Here is a 25,756-nt window from a genome sequence, read left to right as displayed (position 1 = left end):
CCACCCATTGCGGGGCCCGGTGGTGGCCGAGGGCCAGGAGGGCTAGATCGCGGAATCTGGCCCAGACAGAGGGAAGCCGTGTGAGAATTGCGCCCGGCTTCCCTCTTCGCCCAGGTCAATAGCCTTCCTTCCGGGCAGGAAAGGTCCAGAATGTTCCTAGGGGACATGCCAGGAAACGCAGCACGAACGGAGGGAATTATCATGGCCGGACACTTCGAAATCATCGACGCTCCGGACGGCGGCTTCCGCGTCAGGCTTCTGGATGGCACAGGAACCCTGGTGGCGACCTCGGTGAAATACCCCACCAAGCAGGCTGCTGTTGCCGGGATCTCCTACACCAGGGAAATCGCCGGGACAGGCCTCATCCGCGACATGAGCCGTGGGGGCCACGGTGAAATCATCATCCCCAAGTCCAGGCACGGCCACGCAACCGTCAGAATCAACTCCCACACGCGGTTCCCGGCCGCCGATCGGCAGGCCCATTCCCGCTGACCTGTCGAACGTGACCCGGCGGGCCCGTCGGGCGGCATGACGTCGGGGCAGCGGGCTGAACCGCCAGGTGGCATGACGTCGGGGCGTGCCCGGGACTAGGGTGGATTCACGGCTGAAGACACCCGGCCCCTGGAACGCCCCCTACGGAGCTGCCATCATGACCGAAGCCGCCACCACCGACAGAGCCGACGAGTCCACCCTCCGCCGCATCGCCGCCGACAGACTCGGCCTCCCCCACCTCCGCGACGGCCAGCTCGCCGGCATGCGCGCCCTCGCCGCCGGCCGGGATGTCCTGGCCGTGATGCCCACCGGCTACGGCAAGTCGGCCATCTACCAGGCGGCCGCCTTATTCATCCACGGCGGCCACGGCAGAGTGAAGCACCCCGACGGCACCGCCGCCAACAGCGCACGGCGAGGTCCCGCCGTCGTCGTTTCCCCGTTGATTGCACTGCAGGAGGACCAGCTCGACGGACTGCTGGAGGACCTGGGCGGGGAGTCCGCCGTCGCCATCAACTCCGGCCGGAAGGACTCCGAGGTGGAGGGCGCCTGGGAGGCCGCCGAGCGGGGCGAGGCAGCATTCCTCTTCCTGGCCCCCGAGCAGCTGGCCAAGGCTGAGACTGTGGAGCGGCTGGCTGCCATGAACGTCGCTCTGTTCGTGGTGGACGAGGCCCACTGTGTCTCCTCCTGGGGCCACGACTTCCGCCCGGACTACCTCCGCCTCGGCGAGGTCCGGGGGCAGCTGGGCAATCCGCCCGTCGCCGCCCTCACCGCTACCGCTTCTCCCCCGGTGCGCGACGAAATCCAGCAACGCCTGCACATGTTGGACCCACTGGTGCTGGTTCACGGCTTCGACCGCCCCAACATCCGGCTCGACGTCGTCCGCCACCTCGAGGACAGGGACAAGGAGCGCGCCGTCGTGGAGCAGGCGGCCGAACTCCACGCCGGACTCAACGGCCCCGGTCTGCTCTACGCCGCCACCCGCAAGGACACCGAAACCTATGCCGCCGAGCTCGCCGGGCACGGGCTCCGCGCCGCGGCGTACCACGCCGGCCGGAAGCAGAGCGAGCGGGATGAGGTCCACGAGCAGTTCCTTGACGACGAATTGGACGTCGTGGTGGCGACCACCGCCTTTGGCATGGGCATCGACAAGCCCAACGTCCGCTTCGTGATCCATGCCGACATCCCCGAGTCCCTGGACGCCTACTACCAGGAGATCGGACGCTCCGGCCGCGACGGGCAGGCCGCGTCCGCTGTCCTGCACTACCGGCCCGAGGACCTCGGACTGCGCAAGTTCTTCGGCACCCACAAGCCGGACGAGGACGCGCTGCTCGCCGTCCTCACAGCCCTGCGCGCCGCCGACGGCCCGGTCACCCAAAAGACGCTTGCCGAGCAGACCGGCATTCCCGGCCGCCGGCTCACCGGGCTCCTGAATGAGCTGCAGGAGACCCGGTCGGTGAAGACCGGCAAGCGCGGTGTCCGGTTGGACGCCGGCGCCAAACTGCCCATGGTGGTGGAACACGCCGTCGAACTCGCCGAAGCGCGGCAGCGCGTGGACCGATCCCGGATCGAGATGGCGCGCGGCTACGCGGAGACGGACGCCTGCCGCCGCCAGTTCCTGCTTGGTTACTTCGGCGAGGACCTGCGCGAGCCGTGCGGCAACTGTGACAACTGTGCCGACGGATCCGCTTACGAAGAGGATTACGACGGCGCCGCGGCCGCCGCGGGCGGGGAACCGTTCCCGCTCCAGGCCGCCGTGGTGCACAAGCAGTGGGGCTCGGGCATCGTGATGCGGCACGAGGAGGACGTGATCACCGTGCTCTTCGAGCAGGAGGGCTACAAGACCCTCTCCCGCCAGGCCGTGACCGACGGAAAGCTGCTGACTTTGGCAACGTGACGCCGTCGCGCCCCACCCAGGTAGGTAGCAGCACAGGGCGTTCTCAGCGCTGGGAACGCCCTGAACTGCTACCTACTTGGGCAAACCCGGGAACCCATGGACCGTTGACATGTGACCAAATGGTCACCTATCCTGACCGTGTGGACGCCGTATTCAAGGCCCTCGCCGACCCCATTCGCAGGGACCTGCTGGACGCGCTCTTCAGCGAGGACGGCCAGACCCTCAGCGCACTGGAGGCACGGTTCGAGATCACCCGTTTCGGCGTCATGAAGCACCTGAAGATCCTGGAAGAGGCCGGCCTCGTGGTGACCCGGCGCCGCGGCCGCGAGAAACTGCACTTCCTCAATCCGGTGCCCATCAGGCTCGTCCACAACCGCTGGGTGAGCAAATATGCAGAACCATGGGCCGCTGCGCTCAGCGACCTCAAAACCCGATTGGAAAGTCCCATGGAAAAGATCTTCGAAATCTACATCAAGACCACTCCGGAACGGCTCTGGGAAGCCATCACGGACAGTGACATCCGCAGCAAGTACCAGTTCGGGAACACGCTGACGTCGGACTGGACGCCGGGCTCCCGTTTCGAGATGGGCAACCCCAAGGCCGGGGCACTCCTGGGTGAGGGCGAAAACCTGGAGGTCGATCCCCCGCGGCGGCTGGTCCAGACCATGCGCGCGCTCTGGGGCGAGGACGTCAAAGCCGAGGGCACCTCCCGCGTCACCTGGAAAATCGAGCCGGTCGGCGACGACTCCTGCCACCTCACCGTCACGCACGACCAGCTCCGCGAAGGCGCAAATGAACAGCTCTACGGCGGCTGGCCCATGATCCTCTCCGGCCTGAAGACCTGGCTCGAGACCGGCGAAAAACTCACCACGCCGGGCTCGCTGATGTACGGCTAGACGCAGCCCCCGGTTCGGCCCCTCCCGCCCAACTGACTGGCAGTAGTTGTCGTCCTGCGCGCTCAGAACGACAACAACTGCCAGCCAGTCGGGAAGGCTGGGTAGGGTAGATTCCAAGCGCTCCGCCCGAATCGCATTCAGGAAAGAGGCACCATGGAAGTTCCCCCTATCGTCTGGATCCTCACGGTCGCCGGGATCATCGCGCTCCTGGTCTTCGACTTCTTCTTCCACGTCCGCAAGGCCCACACCCCGTCCCTGAAGGAATCCGCCACCTGGTCGGCCATCTACGTGGGCATGGCCCTCGTCTTCGGCCTCGGCGTATGGCTCTTCGGCGGCTCCAAGATGGGCACCGAGTACTTCGCCGGCTACGTGACGGAGAAGGCACTGTCCGTGGACAACCTCTTCGTCTTCCTCATCATCATGTCCAGCTTCAAGGTGCCGCGTGCCGACCAGCAGAAGGTGCTCCTGTTCGGCATCGTCTTCTCGCTGCTCGCCCGGACCGGCTTCATCTTCCTCGGCGCCGCGCTGATCAACAGCTTCGCCTGGGTGTTCTACATCTTCGGGCTGATCCTGCTCATCACCGCCGGCAACCTGCTCAAGCCGGACAACCACGACGACGACAGCGACACACTCGTGGTCCAGCTCGCCAAGAAGTTCCTGCCCGCCTCCGAGCATTTCGACGGCGACAAGCTCTTCACCGAGGTGGACGGCAAGAGGGTCCTCACCCCGATGCTCCTGGTGATGGTGGCCATCGGCGCCACGGACATTCTCTTTGCGCTGGACTCCATCCCGGCCATCTTCGGCCTGACGCAGAACGTGTTCATCGTCTTCACGGCCACGGCATTCTCCCTCATGGGCCTGCGGCAGCTGTTCTTCCTGATCGATGAGCTCCTCGACCGGCTCATCTACCTCTCCTACGGCCTCGCCGCCATCCTCGGCTTCATCGGCGTGAAGCTGATCCTGCACGCCCTGCACGAGAACAACCTGCCGTTCATCAACGACGGCGAACACGTGAACGTCATCGAAATCAGCACCGGCACCTCGCTCAGCGTCATCCTCGGCGTCCTGGCCGTCACCATCATCGGCTCCGTCCTCAGCCCCAAGGGCAAGGCCAAGAGCATGGTCTCGGGCGCCAAGCGGCACGCCACCACGTACGTCGACCTCAACTACGAGACGGACATTGCTGAGCGCGAGCGGATCTTCGACAAGCTGGTCCACGAGGAGCAGGAACTGAAGAAGCTCCCGGAGAAGTACAAGCGGCTCATCCGGAACGAGACCGAGTTCATGAAGCTGATCCGCCAGGCCCACGCCGAGCACGACCAGGCACTCGAGCGCGCCGGCGAGAAATAGTCCGCAACAGCAACGGGGCCCACACCCGCAGGGTTCCCTGGCCGAGCTTGCGAGGTTAGGGCGCGGGTGGGGAGGTTCCCGTCACGTCCGCAATCTCCGCCAGGAGCCGGAAGCCGTGGCGGTCCACGGGTGCCGCTGTCGCGGTCAGAAGTACGACGGCGGCCCCCGCCTTCCGGTCCAGCCCCACCCAGGAGCGGAAACCGCCGGTGCCGCCGTTGTGCCAAGTGACCTCGCGGCCCTTGGCATCCAGGGTCATCCACCCGGCGCCGATGCGGGCGGCCGGCCCGGCGAAGTTCGCCACCGGGTCCAGCGCGGCCAGGCCCGGGGCCCAGCCGTCCAGCAGGGCCTGCACCAGCCGAGCCATGTCGCTGATGGAGGCGCGGATTCCGCCGGCGGGGGCAAGCGCCTCACCGGTCCACGGCTGCATCACTTTGCCCGAGCGGCTCCGGCCGGTGACCGCCGTCGGACGCGCTTCAGCGGGAGTGGCTGGCGCGTACGTAGAACCGAGCCCGAGTGGACGTGCGAGCCGTTGCTGGAGAAGCTCCCGGAAGTTCAGCCCGGCACCGGCCGCGACGGCATGGCCGAGGAGCTCGAAGCCGAAGTTGGAGTAGCGCGGCCGCGGGGCTCCCGGCCGCGCCGAGCGGGCCTGCTCGAGCAGTTCCGCCAGGGTTTCGCCGTAGGGATTGGTGCCGCGCAGCATCAGTTCCAGGGTTCGGCGAAGTGTGCCCGCCTGCCGGGGCAGCCGCGGCAACCCTGAGGAGTGGCGGCTCAGGGACGCCAGCGTCACGCCCGCCGCGGGGCAGTCGCCAAGCGGCAGCCGCTGCCCCAGCGTGGTGCCCGGACTGAGCTCGCCCCGGCCCAGGGCGTCGGCATAGAGGAGCCCGGTGATGCCCTTGGAGACCGAGCCGATTTCGAAATCAGCGGCAAGGGAGGCACCGTGGCTCGCCACGGCGACCTCCCCTGCGGAAACAGTGGCCGCAGCAAACACCGGATGGTTGCGGCCAAGGAGTTGTTGTAGTTGTTCTGACAGCCGTGCGTCGCCCTGGACGCCAGGACCCGGCAGGCGCTCCAGTGTCAGTGCCTGTGAAGCATGTGGCGGATCTTGTCTCCAAGTCCTCCGGCGGTGCGGCCGCGGCCCATGGCTGAGGGCCGTCCCGTGGTGTGGGGCTTGGTGCCCCGCGTGTATCCCCTGGTGTATCCACCGGTTGTTCCGGGCGTGGTCCGTCCGGAAATACGTCCTGCGGCATTCCTGATCATGTTGCCCAAGTTCATTGTGAACTCCTTAGGTTGTGCGTCTGTTCAGGCTGCGACCGGTTTTAGGACCGGTCTTTCCCGACTCTACGCGCGTCCCGAAGGCAGATCTACGGTCAAGTAGATTCGGGGCAACTTTCCTCAGGCCAGGGCTGCCGCTTCCCGGGCCAGTTCGGTGATCTGCTGCCAGTCCCCGCTTTCGACGGCGGCACGCGGCGTGAGCCAGCTTCCTCCGACGCACCTGACGTTGGGCAGTTTGAGGTAGTCCGGCGCCGTGGCCAGGCTGATGCCGCCGGTCGGGCAGAACGTCACCTGCGGGACGGGTGCCCCGATGGCTGCCAGGTACGACGGGCCACCGGCAGGGCCGGCCGGGAAGAACTTCATGGTGTCCAGCCCGCGCTCCAGCACCGCCATCACCTCGCCCACCGTGGCCACGCCCGGAAGCACCGGCACCTCGAGGGAGAGCATGTGGTCCAGCAGTGACGGCGTCACGCCGGGGCTGACCAGGAACTGCGCACCCGCGGCCACGGCGGCGTCGGCCTGGCCGGGTGTGAGGATGGTGCCGGCGCCCACGAGGATGTCCGGAACCTCGTTGGCGATGGCCTTCAGCGAGGTGAGTGCCGTGTCCGTCCGCAGGGTGAGCTCGATGATCCGGACGCCGCCGTCGGCCAGGGCCCGGGCAACCGGAACCGCATGCTGCGGGTCCTCGATGGTCACCACGGGGATGACCGGGGAAACATCCAAAACGCTGGTGGTGTTAGCCATGGTTGATCTCTTTTCTCAGGCCTTCGAGCCCGTGCGTGTCGATGATGCTGTACCAGTGGATGAGGAGGTCTGCGAACCCCTGGTTCCGGGCGAGTTCGGCGTCGAAGATGCTGCGGCAGCCCAGCAGCGCGGGAACCACATCGGCCGCGGCCCCCGACGCCGGCAGCGCCGCATGGAGTTCGGCGGCCAGCGGATCGTTGAGCTGGTCCGCATGCGTGGTGGCCACGTGCCGCATCCAGGCCGCGAGGGCGAGCGCAGCCCACCGTGGCTCCCGCCCGGCGTCGAGGTTTCCGCGTATGGTGCTGAGCAGGCGCAGGCCGATCTTCTGCGAACCGTCGCTGCCCACCTTCGCCGTGGTGTGGCCCAGGGCGGGGTTGGCGAACCGTGTCAGGACTTGTTCGCAGTATTCGTCCGCGTCGAGCCCGTGCGGCAGCGTGATGGTGGGCAGGACGTCCTCGGCCATCATTCGCCGGGCGGCAGTGAAGAACGCCTCCTCGGCCACGGCGTCGCTGATGGTCTCCTTGCCGGCGGCGAGGCCGAGATAGGCCAGCAGCGAGTGGCTCGCATTCAGCAGCCGCAGCTTCGCCGCTTCCCATGCGGCGACGTCGCTGCTGAACAGCGCTCCGGCGTCCTCCCACCGCGGGCGACCCGCGGCAAAGTTGTCCTCGATGACCCACTGCATGAACGGCTCGGCCACCACGGCGGCCTCGTCCCGCAGTCCAAGTTCATGTTCGACGGCGTCCAGGTCACCCGCCGTCGTGGCCGGCACCATCCGGTCCACCATGGTGCTGGGGAACGTGACGTGGGCGTCGAGCCAGGCGGTCAGCGGTTCGGCCTCCGCGGGCGGCAGTGCGGCGGCGAAGGCGTGCACCAGCGTCCTGGTCAGTTCGCCGTTCGCGGGAAGGTTGTCGCACGAAACCACGGTGAGCGGACCAGTGCCGGTACGCGACCGCTGCTGCAGGCCTCGGGTGATTTGACCAATGGCCGTGAGCGGCGCGCGCCCCTCAAGGTCTGCGCGGACCTCCGCATCCTCCAGGTTGAGGGATCCGGTTAGCGGGTCGATCCGGTACCCCTTCTCCGTGATGGTCAGTGTGAGCACCAGCGTTTCCGGCGCGGCGATCCGGTCCACCACGGCGGCCGGGTTGTCCCGTCCGGAGATGTCATCCACGATGCTGGACACCACCCTCAGCGGCGCAGCACCCTCGCCCCGTTCGGCCACGGTGAAGAGTCCGTCCTGTGGTGCGAGCTGCCGGGCCACGGTGTCCGAGCGCTGGGTGACACCGGTGATCCCCCAGCCGGTTTCTCCGCTGGCCAGCATGGCATTCTCGGTAAAGACAGCGGTGTGGGCGCGGGCGAAGGCGCCGAGGCCCAGGTGCACGATGCCGGGCTTCAATCCGCTGGCCCGCAGCGCGGCGCCCGGGAATTCGGCCGCGTTTCCAGCGGTGCCGCTCAGGTTGGCGCTACTCAGGTTGGCGCTGCTCAGGCGTGCGATGACAGCTCTCCTTCGGGCGTCCCCAGCGGCTGTGCTCCCAGGGCGTGGGCGCGCGTCTGCTCGAAGCTCGGGATGAAGCCGGTGCCGCCTTTTCCGCCCACCACGAGGGAGGCCGCCGCTGCCCCATACCGGACGGCGGCGGCGAGGCTGTCGCCGAGCAACAGACGCGCGGTCAGCGTGCCCACGAAGGCGTCGCCGGCCCCGGTCTGGTCCACGACGGCAGGTGCAGGAATGGCTTCGATCCAGGCCGACTCGGAGTCGCTCTCCAGCTGGATTCCCTCAGCCCCGCAGGTCACGGCAACGTTGGCGGTGCCCAGCGAGCGCAGCCTCGCGGCGGCCTCCTGCGGCGAGGACGTGCCCAGCAGGGCGGACGTCTCCCCCGGGAAGGAAGGCGTCACCAGGAAGGCCTGTGGTGCCAGCTCGAACACGGCCGCCGTCGCGTCCTCCACGGAGGTGAGCCGCGGCCGGTAGTTCGGGTCAAAGACAAAGCGGCTGGCAACCTCGGCGGCCTTGTAGACGGCGGCCCGGGACGAAGCCGAGATGGCGCACGCGATGCCCCCGGCAATCACAGCGCCGGCTGTGGCAAACACGTTCGGGTCGACGTCGTCAGGTCCCAGCGTGGAGCCCACGCTGCCGCTGCGCGCGTAGGAGAACTCGCGCTGCCCGTCCGGGTCGCAGTGCACCAAATACACGCCCTGCTGGCCCGGACGGAACTTCAGGAGCTCGGTGGAAATGCCGAGCTCGGCGATCCGGGCGGCGACCGCCTGGCCGAGGTCGTCGTCGGGCAGTACTGCCAGCAGCGCGGTGCGGGAACCGGCCGCGGCGGCGGCCGCGGCGACGTTCAGGGCATCGCCGGAGATGCCCAGCTGCGCCGGAACGCCGTGCCCGAACGGGACGTCGGTGGCCACCTCGAGGAGGATCTCCCCCATGGCGACGACGTCGAACGGCTGTGCTTCAGTCGGGTTACTCACCAGTCATGCACCGACCCGTCGAGCCGCCGGTTGATGGGCAGGTACTTGGGGTCGAACGGGAACGCGGCGGCCGCTTCCTCGTCGAACTGAACGCCGAGGCCCGGGGCGTCGCCGGGGTGCATGTAGCCGTCGGTGAACGTGTAGGAAGTCTTGAACACTTCGTTGGCGGGGTCGCGGTGGCCCATGTATTCCTGGACGCCGAAGTTGGGGATGCTCATGTCCACGTGCAGCGCCGCGGCGAAGGACACCGGCGAGAGGTCACCCGCGCCGTGCGAGCCTGAGCGGACGCCGTACAGGTCCGCAAGCGAGAAGATGCGGCGCAGGTGCGTGATGCCGCCGGCGTGCGAGACGGACGTGCGGATGTAGTCGATCAGGCGTTCGGTGATCAGCTGCTGGCAGTCCCAGATCGAGTTGAACACCTCGCCCACGGCGATCGGCGTGGTGGTGTGCTGGCGGATCAGGCGGAACGCGGACTGGTCCTCGGCCGGCGTCGGGTCCTCGATCCAGAAAGGGCGGAACGGTTCCAGCGAAGCGCCCAGCCGGCCAGCTTCGATGGGCGTCAGCCGGTGGTGGACGTCATGCAGGACGTGCACGCCAAAGCCGAACTGTTCACGCACGTGTGCCAACATCTTCGGCGCGAAGTCCAGGTACGCCGTCGTCTCCCACAGGTCCTCCTGCGGAATGTTGCCGCTGGCAGGCTCGTAGGTCTTGCCGTCCACCGGCCCGATCCCGTACGTCTTCTCCAGCCCCGGCACCGCGGCCTGGGCGCGGATGGCCTTGTAGCCGAGATCCAGGTGGTGCTGGAAGTCGGCACTGAGGTCCTCCAGCGAGGAGCCGCTGGCGTGGCCGTAGACCATGACGCCCTCGCGGGCGGCGCCGCCCAGCAGCTCGTACACCGGCATGCCGGCGGCCTTGCCCTTGATGTCCCACAGTGCGACGTCGATCGCGGCGATCGCGGTCATGGTCACCGGGCCGCGGCGCCAGTAGGCACCCTTGTAGAAGTACTGCCAGGCGTCCTCGATGCGGCGGGCGTCGCGGCCGATCAGCAGCGGGCAGAGGTGCTCGGACAGGTAGGACGCCACAGCGAGTTCACGTCCGTTAAGGGTGGCGTCGCCGATGCCGGTAATCCCGTCCTCGGTTTCGATAACGAGCGTGACGTAATTCCGTCCTGGCGACGAAACCACTACGCGTGCGTCGGTGATCTTCACTGGTGGGATCCTTTTGTGTGTCGGGTTTTGCAAGTAGGTCGCAGCTGATGGCGTTATGAGCCCTCAGAACGCCATCTGCTGCTACTCAGTTGGGTCAGGAGAGAGACGCGCGGTGGGTCGTGCCCACGCTGCCGTCGTCGGAGGGCTGCGAATCCAGTCCCCAATCCGCATATTCCTTGCCTCCGAGCCTGCCCGGGGCGGTCTCGGGCAGGAATGCGAGACAGACGACGCTGACAAGGATCAGCGCTGAGACGTAGATGGCGACGCCCGTCACCGAGCCGCCTCCGGCGGCGAGCAGAGCAGTGGCAACGACGGTGAAGGGTCCGCTGGCGATCATGGCGCCGAACTGCCACACGATGGAGACACCGGTGTAACGGCCGCGGACCGGGAAGAGCTCGGGGTAGTAGGAAGCCTGAGGCGCGTAGGTTCCGGCGTGTCCCAAAGCCAGACCGGCGATGAGGATCGCAATAATGGGGAGAGGATCGCCGCTGGCAATGGCGTTGAAGGCAGGCCAGATCAAGAAGAGGTTCAGCACGGCAACGCCCAGGAAGATCTTCTTGCGCCCGAACCGGTCAGTCAGATGCCCCCAGACTGGGATCATGATGAGTTCGGCGATGATGGCGATGATGATGGCCTGGAGGACGAATGCCGAGTCATTGCCGAGGTGCTTGGAGTAGGCGACCAGGAAGACGGTGTAGAACGGGAACACCGCGGCCTCGACGAACTTGGAACCCATGCCCAAAAGGACTTCACGGCGGCTCGTCTTGAAGATCACCTTTATCGGGGCCTGCTGTGAGGCAGCATTTTCCTTCACCGCTTTGAACGTCTCCGACTCATCAACGCGCAACCGGATGTACAGGCCGACAGCGACCACAACGATGCTGAGCAGGAACGGCACGCGCCAGCCCCAGAGGAGGAACTGCTCCTGGGACAGCTGGGTGGTCAGGAAAGCGAATAGGGCGGAGGGAACCAAATACGCCGCGGGAGATCCGAGCTGGACAAGGCTGGCGAAGAAACCCCTGCGGTTTGGTGGGGCAGCCTCAGCGGTAAGCAGTACCGCACCGCCCTGCTCGCCACCGACGCCAAACCCCTGCAGAAGACGCACGACAACAAGGATCACTGCCGCCCAAAGGCCAATGGTTTCGTAGGTCGGCAGGAGACCTATGGCAAAAGTGCCAAGACCCGTGATGAGCAACGTGTAGACGAGGGCCTTCTTCCGGCCGATCCGGTCGCCGATGATGCCCCAGACGATCCCGCCCAAGGGCCGGGCGAAGAACCCGACGGCGTAGGTCGAAAAGGCGGCGAGTGTTCCCAAAAGAGGGTCAATTTCAGGAAAGAAAATCTTGTTGAAGACGAGCGCCGACGCTGTTCCGTAGATGAAGAAGTCGTAGTACTCAGCCATCGTTCCGATGAATGACGCGGCTGCTGTGCGGCGGACCTTCTTCAGATCATGCGTGGGGGCCGCGGCGGGGGTGTTTGCCGCCGACGCTGTTGGGTCGTGCATTGCCAGTCCTTCTTCCTTGGAGGTTCTGATGGCCAGGAGGCCTTATAGGCGCCGCTTCGGCGCCAGCCTGAAAAGCGGGGAAACCCGATCACGCGACTTCAGTGCATTCGGGGGGAATCTGCTTCCTCCTCGCACTTTGCTGACTACCATACAAGCACTACCATTCTAGTTTGTCAACGATGGCTACACTGGATGCATGGCAACCGGCAAACCCGAAAAAGGGCAGTCTCCGCGGCTCTCCGTGCGGGACCAGACACTGGATACGCTCCGGCGTCGCATCATCTCCCTGCAGCTCCCTCCCGGCGAGCCGCTGTCCGAGAACGAGCTCGCCCAGGAACTGGGTGTCAGCCGGACGCCCGTGCGGGAGAGCCTCATCCTGCTGCGTGAGGAAGGGCTGGTGCAGGTCTTCCCGCAGATCGGTTCGTTCGTCTCGCTCGTGGATCTGGGACGGGTTGCAGAGGCCCAGTTTGTGCGCGAGGCCATCGAGTGTGCCTCCCTGAAGGATGCCGTCGTTGACGCCGCAGGGCTTGCCGGGCTGCGGGAAATTTTGGCTGCCCAGCGGGACGCGGAATCCGCCGGCGACGTCGAGGAGTTCTTCCGGCTCGACGAGGACTTCCACCGCGAGCTGCTCCGGCTGGCGGGGCACGAGTCGGCGTGGACAGCGGTCAACTCGGCCAAGGCGCACCTGGACCGCGCGCGCCGGCTCAGCCTGATCGACACCCGGCCCGTGTCCACGCTGATTGAGCAGCACACCGCCGTGGTGGACGCGCTCGAAGCCAACAATCGCCCCGAAGCGGACAGCTCCCTGCGGGTCCACCTGCGCGGCGTCTTCGAGGACGTCAAGCGCATCCAGGCATCGTCGCCCGAGCTCTTCTCGGACGGCACAGCATCACGCCCGGTCCGCCGCAGCATCGCCCGGCTTTCCTAAGCCCGTTCGGCCCGTCGGTCCGCTGGTTGAGCTTGTCGAAACCCGACGGGCCGCTTGCTACTGCTGCTTCACCAGGGCCGCTTCAAGGTTGATCTTCACCTTGTCGCTGACCAGGAGTCCGCCTGCTTCCAGGGCGGCGTTCCAGGTCAGGCCGAACTCCTTGCGGCTGATGTCGGCCTCGGCCGAAAAGCCTGCGCGGGTGGCTCCGAAGGGGTCGACGGCCACGCCGGTGAACTCGACCTCCAGTTCAACCGGCTTGGTGATGCCCTTGATGGTGAGGTCGCCCGTCAGCGTGTAGTCCTCGCCGTCGCCGTCAATGTGCGTGCCCGTGAAAGTCATCTCCGGGTACTTCCCGACGTCGAAGAAATCCTCCCCCTTCACGTGCGCGTCACGGTTGGCGTCGCCGGAATCGAAGCTTGCGGTGCTGACGGTGGCATGCAGCGAAGAATCGGCCAGGGAGTCCCGCACGTGGGCTTCGCCGGTTGCTTCCCGGAACCGCCCGCGGACCTTGCTGATCCCGGCGTGCCGTACGCTGAAGCCGATCTCACTGTGGGACATATCGAGTGTCCAAATACCGGGAGTCAGGCCTGCGGGAAGAGTCATGACGCATCTCCTTTGAAGGAAAAACCTGCTGGTCAGTGCGATTTCAACACTGGTTTAGCCCGGCGGTGAAGTCAAGGACGAGTAGCTTCATCGGGAGCGCATTCGAGCGGCAAGCGAACCCACCGGGAAGAACACATTCCTAGCCAATTGTCAGGAAACTTCTCTAGCCTAGGAACAGGCCCACCGCGTATCCCCCATCCGGGGTGGTCCTGCCGCTAGGAGAAGCCCCGCAAAGCCGTCAGGCAGTGCGGGGCTCTCTGCGTTTCGGGCACGTCTCCCGCGTGGCACCGCCAGCTCCGTCGCGCCGGCCAGTACGATCGACCGTTGAATCGACGACCAGCGCCACGGGAGTAAACCGCCTTGCATCAAGCACCACCCCGCAAAAGAAACTGGTTTGCCGCCGGCGCCCTTGCCGCCGTCATCCTGGCCACCACCGCCTGCGGCGGGGTTATCAGCGCAACCCGGCAGCCGTCGTCGGACGCTGTCCCCGGCGGGTCAACCGGAAACGCACCGGGGTATGCCGTCAAGGCAGCCGACCTCCTCGCCACCCTGCCCGTCAAAGGCCGCGCCCCGAAAACCGGCTACGACCGGGAGGAGTTCGGTCCGGCGTGGTCGGACACGGACCACAACGGCTGCGACACCCGCAACGACATCCTGGCCCGGGACCTCACCAAGACCACGTTCAAGCCCGGAACGAAGAACTGCATCGTCCTGACCGGCACCCTCGCGGATCCGTACACCGCCACCACCATCGCCTTCACCCGCGGCAGCAAAACCAGCAGCGCAGTCCAGATCGACCACGTCGTTGCCCTCAGCGATGCGTGGCAAAAGGGCGCCCAGCGCCTCAGCAAGGCACAGCGGACCGCGTTCGCCAACGATCCCCTCAACCTGCTCGCCGCTTCCGGACCCGCCAACCAGCAGAAGTCCGACGGCGACGCCGCCACCTGGCTGCCCGGCAGCCGTGCCTACCGCTGCCCGTACGTCGCGCGGCAGATTTCGGTCAAGGCGAAGTACAAGCTGTGGGTGACGCAGGCCGAACGCACCGCGATGGCCTCGGTCCTGGCCCAGTGCGGCGGCACTGTAGCTGGAGGTACAGCGGCTGGAGGAACGGCGGCTGGAACCAAGTAACTGGAACCGTGTAGCCGGACCCGCCGCCCGGCGCCCGGCCAGACGGGCCGCTCCTCAGCCCTGCTCCGGCTCCACCTCCCCGGCGAACGGGTAGTCGTCCTCGTCGCTGCCAGGCGTGCCCGCGGCCTGCTCAATGGCGTCGGCCTCGGCCGCTTCCTCGGCGGAGAGATCCGGCGCCGCCGGCGGGCCGTTGGACCGCAGCGGGGTCCGCTGCTCCAGGGCGTCCGCCTCGGGAACGTCCTCGGGCAGCGGCCGCTGTTCCTCCTCCCCGGATTCCCCGCCCGCCGACTGGCGCTGCTCAAACGCGTCGACTTCCGGGACTTCGAGAGGTGTTTCGTCAGGCTGGCTGTTCATGGATCCTCCTGCGGCTGGGTCGGTTGTTCCACGAGTCTGGCCCTACTCTACGACGACGGCAATGGGGGCCGCGTGCTGCCCAACCCCTATGTGGAAAACTGCACGCGGCCCCGCATTGCTGCCCTACGTCAGCTGAGGTATCCGTTCGGGTTCAGCACGTACTTGGTGGCGGCGCCGGCGTCGAACTCGGCGTAGCCCTTGGGTGCGTCCTCCAGCAGGATCGGCTTCGCGTTGACGTTCTTGGCGATTTGCACGCGGTCGTTGAGGATGGCCATCATCAGCTGCCGGTTGTACTTCATCACCGGGCACTGTCCTGTAGTGAAGCTCAGTGACTTCGCCCAGCCCGTGCCGAGGCTCAGGCTCAGCGATCCCTTCTTGGCGGCCTCGTCGATGCCGCCCGGGTCACCCGTGACATACAGTCCCGGGATGCCCAACGCCCCGCCGGCGGCAGTGATGTCCATCAGCGAGTTCAGCACCGTGGCCGGCGCCTCCTTGGCACCCTCGCCATGCCCTTTCGCCTCAAACCCCACAGCGTCCACGGCGCAGTCCACCTCGGGGACCCCCAGGATCTGCTCGATCTGCTCCGCCGGGCCGCCCTTGGTCAGGTCGACGGTTTCGCAGCCGAAGCTGTGGGCCTGCGCCAGGCGGTCGCCGTTCATGTCGCCCACAATTACGACGGCGGCACCCAGCAGATGCGCGCTGGTCGCCGCTGCCAGTCCAACCGGACCGGCCCCCGCGATGTATACGGTGGAGCCGACGCCGACCCCCGCCGTCACAGCACCGTGGAAGCCCGTGGGGAAGATGTCCGAGAGCATGGCGAGGTCCAGGATCTTCTCCATGGCCTTGTCCTTGTCCGGGAACTTGAGCAGGTTCCAGTCTGCGTACGGCACCAGGACATAGTTGGCCTGGCCGCCCACCCAGCCGCCCATGTCCACATAGCCATAGGCGCTCCCCGGCCGGTCAGGGTTCACGTTGAGGCAGATGCCGGTCTTGCGCTCCTTGCAGTTCCGGCACCGGCCGCACGAAATATTGAACGGCACGGAGCAGATGTCCCCGACCTTGATGAATTCGACGCCGGGCCCCACCTCCACCACTTCACCGGTGATTTCGTGGCCCAGCACCAGGTCCGGCGGAGCCGTGGTCCGGCCGCGGACCATATGCTGGTCCGAACCGCAGATGTTGGTGGCCACAGTTTTTACAATTGCTCCGTGGGGAACCTGGCGCCCCACGTTGGCCGGATTTACGCCCGGCCCGTCCTTGAGTTCAAAAGTGGGGTAGTCGATGTCGATGACTTCCACCTTGCCGGGTCCCTTGTAGGCAACGGCTTTGTTCCCTTCCATCTCTTTCCTCCTGGCGTCACGGACCCTTCCCGATGAAGGGTCGGCGGTGAATTCCTGAGTGATGTGATGCGCCCTCCAGGGCATTCCCCTGAAAGGCCGGACGGCGCCGTCGGGCCCTAAAGGTGGAGGGTCCTGCCAGTCTAGAACGGTGCCCGCAAAGGGTCCATGGGGCCCTGCTAAGCCATGCCGGGCGACTACGGGGCAGATCCTGCAATTACGATAATTACGCAACACAATTGGGTCTTTTTGATCCGGCGCATCGGGCCTACGTTGGGAACAGCGAGCCGCCCAGCCAGGGCGTCCGGAACCGTGGAGGAATCCCATGAGCACGCATGTAGCCGATTGCAGCGTCACCAACTGCTCCTTCAACGACCACTCTGAATGCAACGCCGAGGCCATCACAGTTGGCGGCACCACAGACCACGCTTCGTGCGCCACCTTCATTGATACGGGCACTCACGGCGGCCTTCCGAAGGTCCTTGCCGGTGTCGGAGCATGCCAACGGGCCGAATGCGTCCATAACAACCATCTGATGTGCAGCGCACCGGAAGTCCACGTCGGCCCCGGCCCGGACAACGCCGACTGCCTCACCTACTCCCACAACGGCAAGCAGCCCGTCACCTAACCGGCAGGCACATAGGGTCCCCCATTGGTGCAGTCCCAGGCCGATGCGGCTTGATTGTCACAGCCTCTTGCTAGATTCGAATCAGCGCACCGGGAACCGTCCCGGAGCGAGGCTGCCAATGGGGAGGCCCCATGTTCCTGCTCGACCCAACCACGCCGGGAGCCCCGGCTGATCTGGTCTTTTCAGCCAGCGACCTCGTGGCCGCCAGCGAATGCGAGTACCGCACGCTCCGGATCCTGGACGAGAAGCTGGGCCGCTCCCCCAAAGCCGACTTCCCCGCCGATGAGATGCAGGCACGGGCGGGCAAGCTCGGCGACCTCCACGAGCACAAGGTGCTCGCTTCACTCGTCGACCGCCATGGCACGTGGGATTCCTCGCGCGGAAGCGGCGTCTACTGCATAGAACGTGGAACTCCGGACCGGGCCAGCCTGACGGACAAGGCGCGCGAAACCGCCACTGTGCTCCGCGCCGGGGCCGACGTCGTCTTCCAGGCCACCTTCTTCGACGGCGAGTTCCTCGGCTACGCGGACTTCCTCGTGCGTGAGGAGCCTGCCTTGCCTGATGGAGTGCATGAAGCGCAGCGGTACGCGGTCTGGGACACCAAGCTGGCGCGCCACGCCAAGGTAGGGGCCCTGCTGCAGCTCGCCGCCTACGGCGACCAGTTGATCGGCCTCGGACTGGAACCGGCCCCGCGCGTCACCCTGGTGCTGGGAAACATGGAGCGCAGCTCGCACTCACTGGACGATCTGCTGCCGGTGTACCGCGAGCGCCGGGCGCGCTTCCGGGAGCTCACTGCTAGGCATCGTCGCGGGGAGACCGCCGTGGCGTGGCAGCAGCCGGGTGTCAGCTACTGCGGCAGATGCGACTACTGCGCCGAGCAGGTGGCCAGGCACCGGGACCTGTTGATGGTGGCCGGCATGACGTCCGTCCAGCGGAAGAAGCTCGTCGCGGATGGCATCACCACCATCGACGCCCTCGCCGAACTGCCGCCGAACCTGGCCACCGGTTCGCGGCGGCGCCTGCGTGACCAGGCCAGGATGCAGACCGGGCTGGAGGCGGCCGACGGCTCACGCACCTTCGTGAAGGAGGGCCAGCCGCACACCGTCACGTACAGGGTGCTGGCGGACAACGCGCTGGCCGGCATTCCTGCCCCGAGTGACGGCGACATCTTCTTCGACTTCGAGGGCGACCCGCTCTGGCAGGATCCCGCTGGCCAGTGGGGCCTGGAGTACCTCTTCGGCGTGATTGAGGCCGCGCGGCCCACCGACCCGCCAGGCCAGGAACCGGTCTTCCGTCCGTTCTGGGCTCACTCCCGAGCGGACGAACGGCGGGCGTTCCTGGACTTCCTCGCCTACGTGGAGGAGCGCCGCGCGCAGTATCCGGACATGCACGTCTACCACTACGCGCCCTACGAAAAAACGGCCCTGCGCAACCTCTCGCTGAACCACGTTGCCGGCGAGGATGTGGTGGACTCGTGGCTGCGTGACGGGCTCCTCGTGGACCTCTACGCCACGGTCCGGCATTCACTCCGGATTTCCGAAGCCTCGTACTCCATCAAGAAGCTCGAGCCCCTGTATATGGGGGACAATCTGCGCTCCGGGGACGTCAAAGACGCCGGAGCCTCGGTGGTGGCCTACGCCGCTTACTGCGAGGCACGCGACGCCGGCCCCGACACGCAGGCGGAGGCGGCCGCCATTCTGGCCTCCATTTCCGACTACAACCAGTACGACTGCCTGTCCACGCTGCGCCTGCGGGACTGGCTGCTGCAGCTGCGTGGCGGTGCGCCTGCCGCTCCTGGCGAGGCGGGCGTGGCGGACGCCGGCGCGGGAATGCCCGGGGTGGACGCAGTCCCGGGGATGCCCGGTGCGGATGCAGCTCCGGACGCGGAACCTTCGCCGGAGGAAGCAAGCCTGCGCGCCTTCCTGGACGCCATTCCGGAGCACCGCGAGCTGGGGCCGGACGAGCAGGCCGTGGCCATGGTCGCGGCGGCCACCGGCTATCACCGGCGGGAGCGCAAGCAGTTCTGGTGGGAGCACTTCGACCGCCTCGAATCCGAGGTCGACAGGTGGCGGGACCAGAGCAACGTCTTCATCGTGGAAGCGGCCGAGGTGGTCTCGGACTGGGCGCCGCCCACCTCCCGGGCCCGGACTGAGTCCCGCACCTTGCAGCTCACCGGGATCATGAGCGAGGGCTCGGAATTCAAGCCGGGCTCCACCTGGTTCCGGATGTTCGAGGCCCCCCTGCCCGACGGGCTGGGGGAGGTCGACGGCGGGCGGACGCCGAGGCGTGCGGGGACCGGCCAATCTGCGGGCGCGGGCACAGCGGCCGGGGGCAGCGTGGCAAGCACGGACCCGGGCACGGTTGCGGCCGGCTCGTCGGCAGGCGCGGAGTCAGCACGCCATGAAGCCGCCATGCCGCCCTCCCGTGACGGCATCTTCGGCACGCTCGTGGTGGCCGTCGAAGACCATCCTGATCAGCCCGGCCGGACCGTCATCACCATCACGGAGAAGTCCACGGGCAAGGTGCCGCCATACTTTCAGCTACCCATGGCACTGACGGACGACCGCCCCATTCCCACCGTCAGCATCGAGGCAGCCCTGACAGAGCTCGCGCAGCTTGTCGGCTTCACGCTGCCGGAACTCCCCAAGCATCCCGGAGTGGACATCCTGCGGCGCACAGCACCCAGGCTGGCCGGCCTCCCGAATCTGCCTGCGGTCGGCAATGATGAAGCGGGGCACGCCGACTACGTCTCAGCCATTACCCAGGCACTGAAGCACCTGGACCGGTCCTACCTCGCTGTGCAGGGACCTCCGGGGACCGGCAAGACGTTCGTCGGCTCCCACGTTATTGCCCGGCTCGTGGAAGCCGGCTGGAAGGTTGGTGTGGTCGCCCAGTCCCACGCCGTCGTCGAGAACATGCTCTGCACGGCCATTACGAAGGCCGGGGTGGATCCTGCAGCCGTGGCCAAAAGGCTGGCGCAACCGCACGACGTTCCGTGGACCTGCGTCGCCGATGAGGATATCGCGAGGCTCTTGAACGCCGACGGCGGCTGCCTGGTTGGCGGAACCGCCTGGACCATGACGGGCAAATGCGTCCCGGCAGGGTCGCTGGATCTGCTGGTCATTGACGAGGCCGGCCAGTATTCGCTGGCCAACACCCTGGCTGTGGCCCGGTCCGCGAAGCGGCTTCTGCTGCTCGGCGACCCGCAACAGCTTCCGCAGGTCACCCAGGGCTCCCATCCGGAGCCGGTCGATGAATCGGCACTCGGCTGGCTGTCGGCCGGGCATGCCACGTTGCCTGCAGAGCTGGGCTATTTCCTCGCCGATTCCTGGCGGATGCATCCCGAGCTGTGCCGCAAGGTGTCAGTGCTCAGTTACGACGGCAGGCTGGAGTCCGCGCCGGCGGCATCCCTGCGCCATCTCGACGGGGTGCCGCCGGGCGTCGAAACCGTCCTGGTGCCGCATGCCGGCCACACCACGAGTTCGGCGGAAGAGGCAGCCGCGATCGTCGGACTGGCACGCGAACATATCGGGCTCAAGTGGACGCCGGGCAAGGACGAGCCGATCCGGCGGCTGGAAGCCAGGGACATCCTGGTGGTGGCTGCCTACAACGCCCAGGTCCAGACCATCCGGCATGCCTTGGATCAGGATGGCCTGCCGGGCGTGCGGGTGGGTACCGTGGACAAGTTTCAAGGGCAGGAAGCTCCCATAGTGCTCGTGTCCATGGCATGCTCGGCCATTGCCGAGGCACCCCGGGGAGCCGAATTCCTGCTGAACCGCAACCGGATCAACGTGGCTGTGTCGCGGGGCCAGTGGCGGGCCGTGATCGTCCGCTCCCCCGAGCTCACGAACTACATGCCCTCGCGCCCCTTCGCACTTGAGGAGCTCGGGGCCTTCCTGGGCCTCAGCCCCGGTGAGCTCAGCCGACGACCTGAAAGCTCCTGAATCCGCCCTCAGCCGGGGAAACTTTCTCATCGACGTGAGCCACCCTGCCCGGCGCCTGGGATGAACCAAGCCAACGCCTGAATTCGACGATGTCGGGCTGCGGGCCCTCCGCGACGACGGCGACCGAACCGTCGTCGTCGTTCCGGACCGAACCGGTCAGCCCCAGCTCGTCGGCCTTCCGCGCGGTCCAGTAGCGGAAGCCGACACCCTGGACCATTCCCGTGACGCGTGCGGTGAGGCGGACGCTGTCCGGGTCTGCTGCCTTCGAGTCAGTCATGGAACCAATGTAGCGCCGGCGGCTTGGGTCTCGACAGGCTCGACCAACGCACAGCGAAGCCCCGCTGCAGCGTGGTGCTGCAGCGGGGCTTCGGCCGGATGGGGTCAGTTGACGGTGATGTCCCGGGTCCGGTGGTCGTAGCGGATGGTGAGCAGTCCGCCGGAGTGGTGCAGTTCGTGGTTGGCTCCATCGAACGCGCCGAACGCGCCGTAGTTCTCATCCCAGGAACGGTTGAGGGCGATCTTAAAGGTGTAGTAGCCAGCCGGGACTTCAGCCGAAAGCTTCCACAGCTGGTCCAGCTCGTCCAGCTTCATCTGCGCTTCGTCGTACTGCGGCGCCCAGTTCTCCGGGGCTCCCAGCAGGGTGTTGAAGTCGCCGGCCACAGCTACGGCGGCGGGCTGGTCGATGGCTTCCGCGGAGTTTTCGACGGCGGGAGCCTGCGCTTCAGCGTCGGCCTCTGCCTTCTTCAGGACAGCCTTGGCCACGGGAGCGACGGCATCCTCGATCAGCTTGGCGGCCTTGTCGACAACCTTCGCTGCCTTGGACGGAGCCTTCTCTGCCTTGGCTGCGGCGGCCTTCGCGGGCGCTTTCTTGGCTGCCGGCTTGGCAGGTGCGGCCACCGGAAGGGGCGTGTCGGCAGGGACCGGGGTACCGGCGTCGAGCGCTGCCGAGAAGCTGGCTGCGTCCGGGAAAGCAACCGTAGCGCGCTGCCCGTCCTCGGTGATGGTCCAGCCGGAGCGTCCCTTGACCAGCCAGCCGGCCTTGACCAGCTTGGCCGTGGCGGTGGTCAGCGATTTGTGGCCGCGGGGAATCCCGCCGCTGAGGAGTTCAGCTTCGTAGGCGTTCAGCGGAACCCGGACGAGGGCTTCAGCCAGCACGGCGCCGGCGTTCTGCGACTCACCGGACAACACCCCCTCTGCCAGAACGTCCAGCACGGCCTTAAGGCGGATGTTGGTGTTTTCGGCGGCAGTCTTGCGCATGGTTCCCCTTACAGAGCGATTGTTCCCCCAGTAGTTTGCCAAGTACTGGGCAAATCTGGCGACTTTGTTCGGTAAACATTGTGTGTCGTGACCGACTATGACGGGGATTACACCGGAACTGAGCCGGAAATCTCGGTTTCTGGAGATTTGCGGGGACTAGCTTACCCCTCGAAAATTTTCTGGCGGCGGAAATAGAAAGTAGGCTTACGATACAGAGTGAGGCACTAGTCGGAAGGGATGAATTCAGTGAGTGAACACAGCAGCAAGGCAGACGGCTTTATCGTTCCGAACCCCTCGAAGCTCCGGGACGACGTTCCCGGCGATGCGGGTGATGACGCCAACGCCATCCGCTTCAGCGAGGAGCAGGCGCTCATCGAGGAACAGTCACACGGCATCCGCCCGCAGCGCTACAGCGTCCCGTCCGGCGGCCCCACCATGGAGGAAGCCCGCGGCAACATGGACCTGTCCGACGACACCGGCGACGCGGCCTCCTCAGACAGCAGCGACGACGGACTGCACAGCGGCCAGGAACAGTAAGCACTGACCGCGGATCAGCGACACGGAAGGGCGGCTGCCAGCGGCGGCCGCCCTTCCGCATTACCGGCGACTTACTGCACGTAGCCTTCCACCTCATTGACGGGCCGGGCATCCGCCTCGTTGGGATCTTCGCCGGCCTTCGCCTTCGCGCGCCGCTGTCGCAGCAAATCCCAGCACTGGTCCAGCGCCTCCTCTACCTGCCGCAGCCGCGCGCGGCGTTCACCCCGATCCTCCTCATCCCCGTCGGAACCGTCCCCGCCGGAGCCGCCGGCCGGGCCCGACGCCGCCGGCTCACGGAGCTGGTGTTCTTCGTCAACCAGCGCCTGAATGCGCTGCAGAATGTCTTGGTCTTCCATCGCCTTCACTCCTTGGTTACCGCGTGCTGGTCACCGCATGCCGGATTCACTCATGAGGACCGCCACCGGCGCGTCGCTCGCCCGTGCTGGGACTGCCAGCCTAATGAGGTGCTGCAGCCCGCGGAAGAGACTGCCGGATGCCCTTCGCAGCGGGAGCCCGCGCCTCGCATTCCGAACTGCGGCACCACTGGCGGCGCCGCCGTCATCTCGTTAGGGTAGACGGTAAGCATGCTTAGCATTATCCCGATGCCAGCACCGCCCGGAGCACGATGATCCTGTCCGCGTTCAACACCATCTGGAGGAGAACCATGACCGACCAGTACACGTTCAAGAATCCTGTCACCGCTTACGAGCACATCCAACCGCCCAAGCAGCACCAGCCCGAGCCCGGCCTGGACGCCAAACTTGAACCCAAGGCCGACCTGGGCGAGGACACCTACCGCGGCACCGGACGCCTCGACGGCAGGAAGGCAATCGTCACTGGCGCGGACTCAGGCATCGGCGCAGCGACGGCGATCGCTTTCGCCCGGGAAGGGGCCGACGTCGTACTTTCCTACCTGCCGGAGGAGGAGGAAGACGCCGCAAAGATCGCGAACCTGATTGAGAAGGCCGGCCGCAAAGCCGTGAAGGTGCCCGGAGACCTCAAGGACGCCGCAATCTGCCAGAAGCTGGTGGACACCGCACTGCAGGAACTGGGCGGACTGGACCTCCTCGTGAACAACGCAGGAAAGCAGGTGGCGCAGGAGGACATCGGCGACATCACCGACGAGCAGTTCGACCACACGCAGAAGACCAACGTGTACGCCATGTTCTGGCTCACCAGGGCCGCGGTTCCACACCTTCCCGCTGGCTCCACAATCATCAACACCACGTCGCTCCAGGCCTACAACCCGTCGCCGACACTCCTGGACTACGCCACCACGAAGGCGAGCATCAACAACTTCACCAAGGGACTGGCCCAGCAGCTGGCACCGAAGGGCATCCGTGTGAACGCCGTGGCTCCCGGGCCGATCTGGACGCCCCTGCAGGTCAGCAGCGGCCAGCCCAAGGAAGCGCTGCCCGAGTTCGGCAAGGACACTCCCCTGGGCCGCGCCGGACAGCCCGCCGAACTCGCCCCGGCCTACGTGTTCCTGGCCTCGGCGGAATCGAGCTTCGTTGTCGGCGAGACCCTGAACGTCAACGGCGGCAGCCCCACGCCATAGCTGTCGCCCCGCTCCGCGCGTCAGGTTGCAGCGCATATCCGCACCACTTCAGGTAGCAGCACCGCCGCCAGCCACCGGGAAAACCGCGCCGGCATGCGGCAGACCCGGGGCCGGCGGCATTTCGGCGCCACGAAAGTGGAGCAAAATTGCCGCGAATCGACTTATAGTGGCGACTACACCGCACCTCCCTGAGCCACTCCCGCAACCTACCTGAGGAGAGCCCCATGGAATCCCGCACACTTGGTCCACTTTCCGTCTCCAGCCTGGGCCTCGGCTACATGGGCATGAGCGAGTTCTACGGAACCGGCGATGACAGCGAGTCCATCGCCACCATCCACGCCTTCCTGGACGCCGGCGGAACCCTGCTTGACACCGCAGACATGTACGGCCCGTTCACGAACGAGTTGCTGGTGGGCAGGGCCATCGCGGGCCGGCGCTCCGACGTGGTCCTGGCCACGAACTTCGGAGATGAGCGGCGGGAGGACGGTTCCTGGGTGGGCATCAACGGCCGCCCCGACTACGTCCGCGCCGCCTGCGACGCCAGCCTGCAGCGGCTCGGAGTGGACCACATCGACCTCTACTACCAGCACCGGGTGGACAAGACCATTCCGATCGAGGACACCGTCGGGGCGATGGCGGAGCTCGTCGAGGCCGGCAAAGTCCGTCATCTGGGGCTGTCCGAAGCCAGCGCTGACACCATCCGCCGGGCGCATGCCGTCCATCCAATCACCGCGCTGCAGACCGAGTATTCACTCTGGGAGCGGGAGCCGGAGACGAAGGTCTTCCCCGTGCTGGCCGAACTGGGAATCGGTTTCGTGCCCTACAGCCCCCTGGGCCGGGGCTTCCTCACCGGCCAGCTGCGCCGCCCCGACGACTTTGCTGCGGATGACTTCCGGCGGCACTCCCCCCGTTTCCAGGGCGAAAACTTCACCCGGAACCTGCAGCTTGTGGACCGGGTCAAGGAACTCGCAGATGAGAAGCAGTGCACTCCGGCGCAGCTCGCTCTGGCCTGGCTGCTCGCGCAGGGCGATCACATCGTCCCCATTCCCGGCACCAAAAAGCGCGAACGCCTGGCCGAAAACCTGGGCGCGGCCGCCGTCGAGCTTTCAGCCGGGGACCTTGCCCGCCTTGATGAGCTTGCCCCGGCGGGCGCTGCCGCAGGAGCGCGCTACCCGCACATGGCCTCGATAGATACTTAGAACCCGGCGCATCCGCCGGGATCACCGCATCAACGAGTTAGAGACGAGCAGGAAAGGTAGTCCAATGACAGGCAACACCGAAGGCGACGGCGGCACCGCCTCTGCCGGAGCGTCCGGCACCGGCGACACTGACCAGGACCTCGCAGACTGGAGCCATCGGCTCATCCAGGCGCTGCAGATCCTGGATCTGAAGGTGGACCAGCAGCTGGTCGCTCGCCTGGCCGACGAGTCTTCCCGCGCGGTGAACGGACGTGCCGCTCCTGTCACCGCGCTGCTGGTCGGCTACGCCGCCGGACTCCGGGCACACGGCAGCAGCGCGTCGCCGCAGGAGGCGGTGCAATCGGCGGCCGACGTCGCCCTGCGGCTGTGTGAGCACGGCACCGAGGGCGGCCCGGACAGCGAAGGCTGGTCACGCACCGCCCAGTAAGGGCGATGCGTGACGGGGCGGTCAGGAAGCGCC

At 66.6% G+C, this 25,756-nt stretch carries 25 protein-coding genes; 12 read left to right on the top strand and 13 right to left on the bottom strand.

The genetic code is table 11. The features are described from left to right. Positions 1-201: 201 nt before the first annotated feature. From ABRP34_RS19360 to ABRP34_RS19345, 4 genes are all read left to right on the top strand, one after another. Positions 202-492, top strand: coding sequence for a DUF1508 domain-containing protein (locus ABRP34_RS19360; protein ID WP_353711397.1), 291 nt, complete (start codon positions 202-204; stop codon positions 490-492). Between the two features lie 157 nt (positions 493-649). Continuing rightward, positions 650-2,386 carry a RecQ family ATP-dependent DNA helicase gene (locus ABRP34_RS19355; RefSeq protein WP_353711396.1) on the top strand — a complete coding sequence of 579 codons (1,737 nt, stop codon included), beginning with the start codon at positions 650-652 and terminating at the stop codon, positions 2,384-2,386. A 140-nt stretch (positions 2,387-2,526) separates the two neighbouring features. Continuing rightward, on the top strand, positions 2,527-3,282 hold the full coding sequence (locus tag ABRP34_RS19350; protein WP_353713415.1) for an SRPBCC domain-containing protein: 756 nt from the start codon (positions 2,527-2,529) through the stop codon (positions 3,280-3,282). A gap of 153 nt (positions 3,283-3,435) precedes the next feature. Then, positions 3,436-4,632, top strand: a complete 1,197-nt coding sequence (locus tag ABRP34_RS19345; RefSeq protein WP_353711395.1) for a TerC family protein — start codon at positions 3,436-3,438, stop codon at positions 4,630-4,632. 55 nt (positions 4,633-4,687) lie between these two features. On the opposite strand, the gene ABRP34_RS19340 is transcribed toward ABRP34_RS19345, so the two are convergent. The 7 genes from ABRP34_RS19340 to ABRP34_RS19310 form a co-directional block, all read right to left on the bottom strand. Beyond that, a complete protein-coding gene (locus tag ABRP34_RS19340; RefSeq protein ID WP_353711394.1) occupies positions 4,688-5,581 on the bottom strand; it encodes a serine hydrolase domain-containing protein in 894 nt (297 codons plus the stop codon). Positions 5,582-5,706: 125 nt separating this feature from the next. Further along, positions 5,707-5,904 carry a hypothetical protein gene (locus tag ABRP34_RS19335; protein WP_353711393.1) on the bottom strand — a complete coding sequence of 66 codons (198 nt, stop codon included), beginning with the start codon at positions 5,902-5,904 and terminating at the stop codon, positions 5,707-5,709. A gap of 120 nt (positions 5,905-6,024) precedes the next feature. Beyond that, positions 6,025-6,648, bottom strand: coding sequence for a bifunctional 4-hydroxy-2-oxoglutarate aldolase/2-dehydro-3-deoxy-phosphogluconate aldolase (gene eda / locus ABRP34_RS19330; RefSeq protein ID WP_353711392.1), 624 nt, complete (start codon positions 6,646-6,648; stop codon positions 6,025-6,027). After that, positions 6,641-8,041: a mannitol dehydrogenase family protein gene (locus tag ABRP34_RS19325; RefSeq protein WP_353711391.1), complete on the bottom strand. Its 1,401-nt coding sequence runs from the start codon at positions 8,039-8,041 to the stop codon at positions 6,641-6,643. Before ABRP34_RS19325 ends, eda begins: the two co-directional genes overlap by 8 nt. Before the next feature lie 86 nt (positions 8,042-8,127). Next, on the bottom strand, positions 8,128-9,069 hold the full coding sequence (locus ABRP34_RS19320; protein WP_353713414.1) for a sugar kinase: 942 nt from the start codon (positions 9,067-9,069) through the stop codon (positions 8,128-8,130). Between the two features lie 38 nt (positions 9,070-9,107). Then, entirely contained in the window at positions 9,108-10,319 is a 1,212-nt protein-coding gene (manD, locus tag ABRP34_RS19315; protein ID WP_353711390.1) for a D-mannonate dehydratase ManD, read from the bottom strand. Positions 10,320-10,413: 94 nt separating this feature from the next. Next, on the bottom strand, positions 10,414-11,823 hold the full coding sequence (locus ABRP34_RS19310; protein ID WP_353711389.1) for an MFS transporter: 1,410 nt from the start codon (positions 11,821-11,823) through the stop codon (positions 10,414-10,416). Between the two features lie 196 nt (positions 11,824-12,019). Between ABRP34_RS19310 and ABRP34_RS19305 the strand changes: the two genes are divergently transcribed. Then, positions 12,020-12,751: a GntR family transcriptional regulator gene (locus tag ABRP34_RS19305; protein ID WP_003804462.1), complete on the top strand. Its 732-nt coding sequence runs from the start codon at positions 12,020-12,022 to the stop codon at positions 12,749-12,751. A 57-nt stretch (positions 12,752-12,808) separates the two neighbouring features. On the opposite strand, the gene ABRP34_RS19300 is transcribed toward ABRP34_RS19305, so the two are convergent. Next, on the bottom strand, positions 12,809-13,354 hold the full coding sequence (locus ABRP34_RS19300) for a YceI family protein (protein WP_003804464.1): 546 nt from the start codon (positions 13,352-13,354) through the stop codon (positions 12,809-12,811). A gap of 360 nt (positions 13,355-13,714) precedes the next feature. On the opposite strand from ABRP34_RS19300, the gene ABRP34_RS19295 reads away from it, so the two are divergent. After that, the gene (locus ABRP34_RS19295; protein WP_353711388.1) at positions 13,715-14,482 is read left to right on the top strand and encodes an HNH endonuclease family protein; all 768 of its coding nucleotides are present in this window, start codon (positions 13,715-13,717) and stop codon (positions 14,480-14,482) included. Between the two features lie 54 nt (positions 14,483-14,536). On the opposite strand, the gene ABRP34_RS19290 is transcribed toward ABRP34_RS19295, so the two are convergent. Continuing rightward, a complete protein-coding gene (locus ABRP34_RS19290) occupies positions 14,537-14,836 on the bottom strand; it encodes a hypothetical protein (protein WP_353711387.1) in 300 nt (99 codons plus the stop codon). A gap of 128 nt (positions 14,837-14,964) precedes the next feature. Beyond that, on the bottom strand, positions 14,965-16,176 hold the full coding sequence (fdhA, locus tag ABRP34_RS19285) for a formaldehyde dehydrogenase, glutathione-independent (protein WP_353711386.1): 1,212 nt from the start codon (positions 16,174-16,176) through the stop codon (positions 14,965-14,967). A 322-nt stretch (positions 16,177-16,498) separates the two neighbouring features. On the opposite strand from fdhA, the gene ABRP34_RS19280 reads away from it, so the two are divergent. Next, positions 16,499-16,801: a DUF1540 domain-containing protein gene (locus ABRP34_RS19280; protein ID WP_003804472.1), complete on the top strand. Its 303-nt coding sequence runs from the start codon at positions 16,499-16,501 to the stop codon at positions 16,799-16,801. Between the two features lie 131 nt (positions 16,802-16,932). Next, positions 16,933-20,745: a TM0106 family RecB-like putative nuclease gene (locus ABRP34_RS19275; protein ID WP_353711385.1), complete on the top strand. Its 3,813-nt coding sequence runs from the start codon at positions 16,933-16,935 to the stop codon at positions 20,743-20,745. Here ABRP34_RS19275 and ABRP34_RS19270 read toward each other — a convergent pair. Together ABRP34_RS19270 and ABRP34_RS19265 are read right to left on the bottom strand one after the other, a co-directional pair. Further along, positions 20,720-21,022, bottom strand: a complete 303-nt coding sequence (locus ABRP34_RS19270; RefSeq protein ID WP_003804475.1) for an acylphosphatase — start codon at positions 21,020-21,022, stop codon at positions 20,720-20,722. The genes ABRP34_RS19275 and ABRP34_RS19270 overlap by 26 nt on opposite strands. 104 nt (positions 21,023-21,126) lie before the next feature. Beyond that, positions 21,127-22,002, bottom strand: coding sequence for a glycosidase (locus ABRP34_RS19265; RefSeq protein ID WP_353711384.1), 876 nt, complete (start codon positions 22,000-22,002; stop codon positions 21,127-21,129). Between the two features lie 237 nt (positions 22,003-22,239). Between ABRP34_RS19265 and ABRP34_RS19260 the strand changes: the two genes are divergently transcribed. After that, positions 22,240-22,539 carry a hypothetical protein gene (locus ABRP34_RS19260; protein ID WP_353711383.1) on the top strand — a complete coding sequence of 100 codons (300 nt, stop codon included), beginning with the start codon at positions 22,240-22,242 and terminating at the stop codon, positions 22,537-22,539. A gap of 71 nt (positions 22,540-22,610) precedes the next feature. Here the strand turns inward: ABRP34_RS19260 and ABRP34_RS19255 are convergent, their stop codons facing one another. Further along, positions 22,611-22,895: a DUF2630 family protein gene (locus ABRP34_RS19255; protein ID WP_353711382.1), complete on the bottom strand. Its 285-nt coding sequence runs from the start codon at positions 22,893-22,895 to the stop codon at positions 22,611-22,613. A 308-nt stretch (positions 22,896-23,203) separates the two neighbouring features. Between ABRP34_RS19255 and ABRP34_RS19250 the strand changes: the two genes are divergently transcribed. From ABRP34_RS19250 to ABRP34_RS19240, 3 genes are all read left to right on the top strand, one after another. Continuing rightward, positions 23,204-24,097 (top strand): glucose 1-dehydrogenase, encoded by an 894-nt coding sequence (locus tag ABRP34_RS19250; protein WP_353711381.1) that lies wholly within the window; start codon positions 23,204-23,206, stop codon positions 24,095-24,097. Positions 24,098-24,321: 224 nt separating this feature from the next. Continuing rightward, the gene (locus ABRP34_RS19245; protein ID WP_353711380.1) at positions 24,322-25,296 is read left to right on the top strand and encodes an aldo/keto reductase; all 975 of its coding nucleotides are present in this window, start codon (positions 24,322-24,324) and stop codon (positions 25,294-25,296) included. A gap of 64 nt (positions 25,297-25,360) precedes the next feature. Beyond that, positions 25,361-25,723, top strand: a complete 363-nt coding sequence (locus ABRP34_RS19240; RefSeq protein WP_353711379.1) for a DUF6457 domain-containing protein — start codon at positions 25,361-25,363, stop codon at positions 25,721-25,723. The last annotated feature ends 33 nt before the right edge of the window (positions 25,724-25,756 follow it).

Origin of the sequence: Arthrobacter sp. K5 (genome assembly GCF_040448525.1) — a bacterium.
GTDB lineage: Bacteria > Actinomycetota > Actinomycetes > Actinomycetales > Micrococcaceae > Arthrobacter > Arthrobacter globiformis.
Note: the sequence above shows the minus strand (reverse complement) of the source record. Positions and strands in the feature narration are given on the sequence as shown.